Source organism: Gallibacterium salpingitidis, assembly GCF_001678495.1.
Classification (GTDB): domain Bacteria; phylum Pseudomonadota; class Gammaproteobacteria; order Enterobacterales; family Pasteurellaceae; genus Gallibacterium; species Gallibacterium salpingitidis.
The window spans coordinates 1-4,839 of record NZ_JTJL01000024.1 but is presented as its reverse complement, the minus strand read 5'-3'; the positions used below and the strand labels follow the sequence as shown (position 1 = coordinate 4,839).

The 4,839-nt window shown below is 38.1% G+C and carries 1 protein-coding gene; it reads left to right on the top strand.

From position 1 onward, the window contains the following. On the top strand, nucleotides 1–4,839 hold a 4,839-nt coding region (locus tag QS62_RS12060), incomplete at both ends, for a hypothetical protein (protein ID WP_197496269.1).

The window sequence follows — 4,839 nt, the reverse complement described above, 5'->3', positions numbered from 1 at the left end:
TCAGTCAGTCAGTCAGTCATTAAATTTTATTAAAAAATCCCATCAGAAACGCAATAAACATCTTTTTAAACTTTCCATTGTCGCATCAGTATTACAAACCCTGTTATGGTTACCGAATTTAGCGTCAGCGGAAGTAACCTATACTAAAATTGATCAAACCACTCCGATGCCAATTAATCACCCTGATGAGAGTATCACCATTGCTGAGAGCGTTAGTTGGAATAACGGAACTAAAGCAATTGAAATTACCGCCGGCAAGCAAATTACTATTAATGGGAATAAAGGTAAAGGTATTTATGGATATGGTACGGCAACTGGTGCAGCAGGCCTAATTAAGATCCTTAGTGAAAATGAGGGGATTGATGTTAATAATATTATTGAAAACTGGGGTGAGGGATTAAGTATCCAATTACAAGCGAAACAATCAATTAATATTGAAAAAGAAATTAGTGGAATTACCCCTATTAAGTTAGTTAGCACCTACAGAAATAACGCAAAAATTTCCCTTTCATCAGCAACTGGAAATAATAAGATTAGGTTGAGTGATGGCAGTTCGTCTGAACCTCTCACTAAAGATGGCGTTACGACAGTATTTTCTACACAAGGCGGTAGTATTCATGCGGAAGCGATAAGTAATGATATTTCAATTTCTACTAAAAATAGTAGGTGGACTCGGCTTATTTATACGCAAGGCAAAGCAGCAGATAATCAAGAAACTATTTTATTAAAAGCAACAGGTGGCAATAACACATTAACCATTAATCAGACCAATACCTTTGTCCAAGATGAAGATGATGCTTTCGGTGATGATTTTACGATTCTTCATGTAAATAGAGGTGCTAAAGCAGTGCTTAGCGCAGAAAAGGGAATCAATAGTCTTACCATAGGTAATATTAATTCAAAGGCTGAACCGACAGGAAAGTTATCCAGTGCAGACGGGATATTTGCTAGTGAGGGCAGTAGCGCAGAATTAGTTGGACAGCAAAATGAAATTTCGCTTTATACACCAAATGTTAACTTTGTATCTGGTATTCACAACTGGCCTAATGAAAATGGAGAGAAAAAGCAAGAGATAAGACTAGAAGCAACAATCAATAATAATGAGTTAACAATTTATACTACCAATTCTTCTTTTCAGGGAGTTCGGGGAGAAGCAGGGGACTTGATTGGTATTTATGGAGGTGAAAATACATCCACTGCATTATCGGCGGAAAAGGGGAAGAATAGTATTAAGATTGGTGATGCGGAACGATTTAGCGACATAGTCGGACAACGAAGTTGGGTCGCAGGGGTTTCTAAGCGTGGGGCCGGCGATATTACGGCGATAGCAAAACAAAATGAAATCACATTATATGCACCAAATGCACGAGTACAACAAATTGTGAGTGCAGATAGGTATCAGGTTGGTAAGCAAGGAGGAAATGTAACATTTCGTGCTACTGGAGGGAATAATGAATTTACAATACAAACTACTGCCTTTAAAAGTACAGGGGTGGCTGTAACTGATGATTTACAGCGTATTAGAGGTATCAGTACAGAAGATAACAGTAAGGTAGAGGTATTCGCAAGTGGAGCAAATAGCATACAAATCGGCGATAAGGATAAATTTGCCCAACCAATAGGAGAGACGAAAGATATAAGTGGTATTTATAGTTATCAAGGTATTGCTGATTTAACGGCGCAAAATAATAGTATTTCTGTTTACGCACCCAATGCAAAAAATAGAAGTTTAATTATGTCTATTGGTGCTGTAAATAATAATGAGAAAACGGTAACACTAACAGCGACAGCAACGGATAACTTATTAAAATTGCAAACCACTGCGACGAATCAAGCAAGTGGTTATGATTATGGCATTAATGCACAAAATCAGGCTCAGGTGCTATTATCTGCACAAAGCACAAACCGTATCGAGGTTGGTGATGTTGAAAACACAATACCTGATTTAGGAGATAATTTTAAGAAAAAGATTAATGGAGCATTAGGTATTTATACAATAGGTAGTAATACCGAGATGAACGGACAGCGTAATGAAATCGCAATGTATGCGCCAAATGCATCAACACAATGGCTTATGTATGCTTATAACGTTGCTAATGCAACGGATGAAAATACGATTACGTTAAATGCAAAAGAGCGTAATGTTTTAACCTTAGATGCGAGTAAAGTAGATTCAGGATGGAATTCACTCTATGGCATACAATCTGTGGGTAAAAGTACAGTATCGCTTTCAGCAAACCAAGAAAACCGCTTGTTGATTACCGATAAGGGGAATCAAATTGGTGGTGCAGGTAATATTTATCGTATCTATGGATTAATGAGTCAAGCATCTCAATTACAAGACGGCACAACAATCCCTGCAGGAAAAATTTCTGCAATCGCACCACGAAATCATTTCACTGTTGATATATCGAATGGACTTGCACCATATTTGTTATTTGCCGATGGCGAAACAGCGGATAAAAAAGAGAATATTCAGGTGGTAGCTCAAAATAGCGATAACCTTTTGGAAATTGCTACTACAGCTGTGGTACCGGGATATGAGTATCCTATTTATGGTGTGAATAATCAGAATAAAGGACAAATTTCCTTATCGGCAGAAAAAGGTAGTAATACGATTAATATTGGCGATAAATCACATCTTGCTACGCTATCAGGTACTGTATCGGCGATATATGCGATCCGAAATCAATCTGGTGCAAGCACGAAGTTATTGGCGAAAAATAATAGCATTTCTGTTTATGCCCCAAATGCCAAGAATCAATATATTATTGCTGGAAATGGAAAAGTAGAGAATGGTAAAGAATCAGTATTATTACAAGCCACTTCAGGTGATAACTATTTAACACTGAGCAGTGATTTATTGAATGACAGAGCGTATTACTTAGCTTACAGTTATGATAATAATCAGATAAATCTAACAGCAGCTGGCGATAATATTCTTGAATATAATGGTCAATTGACTGCTGCGATTCCTACAGAGCAAACCGCACTAGACAATAATCAATCTTTTATTAGAGGAATTACTTCTTATAAAAATAGTGGTGTGAACTTAGACGGTCAAAATAATATTATTCGCCTGCAAGGCAAGGGTGATGGTCTTGGTGTGGGTTATCAAAAGCTGGTAAATGGCAATTGGTACACTTATCAAACAGAAGGTTTATTGGCAACAAATGTCAACTTTGATGGCTCAGGTGTATTTGATGGTACTAGCAAAATGATATTAACCGCGAAGGGTAATAATGTAGTTGATATTAACCTTCGTTCCCATGGTGAAACTTATGGTGTAGTTTCCCAAAACCAAGGGGAAATGACTTTATCTGCTGATGGTGCAAACTGGATTAGCGTTATTAACCCAGAACCAAATACGCCATTAATGAACCTCAATGCAGGAATGAAAGTCTATCGTATGGGTTTATATTCAAGTATTGATAGTACAATGAGATTACAAGCAGCAAGCAACTATATTGAAATCGGCGGTAATCCGGTTATTCAAAGTGGGATTGTAGTCAATGAAAATGCCAGTGCGGATGTGATTGCTAAACAAGGCGATAATACGGTAATAGTGAGAAATGCCGTATTAGGCACAAAAGGATTAGTAGCACAGCGTTTATCTTCTAGAGATTCTCGTGCAACAGAAGCAAATACCAGATTAACGCTTACTGCCTTACAAGGTACCAACTTAATTAAAATGCAAGGTGATGAAACAGATTTGGCATTGGTAGAACAATCAGACGTCTTGAAAAAGACCAATGCTTATCAAGCTAAAGTTGGTGTTGTAGGAATTTTAGCGACGAGTAAAGGTTCAGCTGTTACCTTGAATGCGAAACAGAATGTGATTGTGCATAACGTACCAACCGAGAGCCCATTCTCCAATATTAATATCTATGCTGCTGATGAAGCACAAGTAAAATTAATAGGTTCAGAAAGTAATACCTTAACCGGAGCGAAGATTGCGATTCAATCTCTGAATAAAGCCAAGGTCACCATTGATGGTCAAATGACAATTGATTCTTCATTATGGGCAGCAGATGCACGAAATGCAGGGCAAATTACCTTAAATTATGCAAAGGACAGTGTGATTAAAGGGAATATGCTCTCGATTGGTGGTGATATTCAAGTGAAATCGAAAGGCAGCACCTTACATTTAAGCGGTGATGAATATGCCTATGATAACGGTAATATCACATTACAACTGACTCCAGGCAGTTTAGCAGTAGGTCGTATGGATAACTTTGCTGCTTATGACAATGCGCAACATAAAACCTTATTTGCTAATTGGGCATCTTCAGACGCTACAAATGCCGGACAGATTTATCTTGATTTAGCGAAAAATTCTCTCTGGCAAATGACCGGACAAAGTTGGGTGAGTGAATTGCGTGGTGAAGGGACAGTGGATGTTAGCCCAACACAAGCTGGTCAAGCATTGCATATTGATAAACTCGCTGGTGCAAATCAATTTCTAATGACCTTAAATAAAACCGGTCAAGGCAGCGATATGTTGTATATCAAAGAGGGAACAGCTACTGCACAAGATATGGTGATTAAAAATCAACGTGATGTCATAGATAGTATGAATTACGGCGACCGTTTGCGTTTCGCTGCGGTACAACATTCACAAAATGAATTTGTTGCCGGTAAACAATATACTGATGAACATCGCTTAATGAAACAAGCCTTAACCGTTGAATACTCAGACCAAGCCACCGACCCAGATAACCGCGAAGCGTATAATCTAGCCTTTAATGGTGGTAATGCGTTAAGTAAAGCGAAACCGGGTAATGAGTATGTCAATAGTACTTATGGCGGTGAAGGCAGTCAAAATGTTTATTTAGTGAA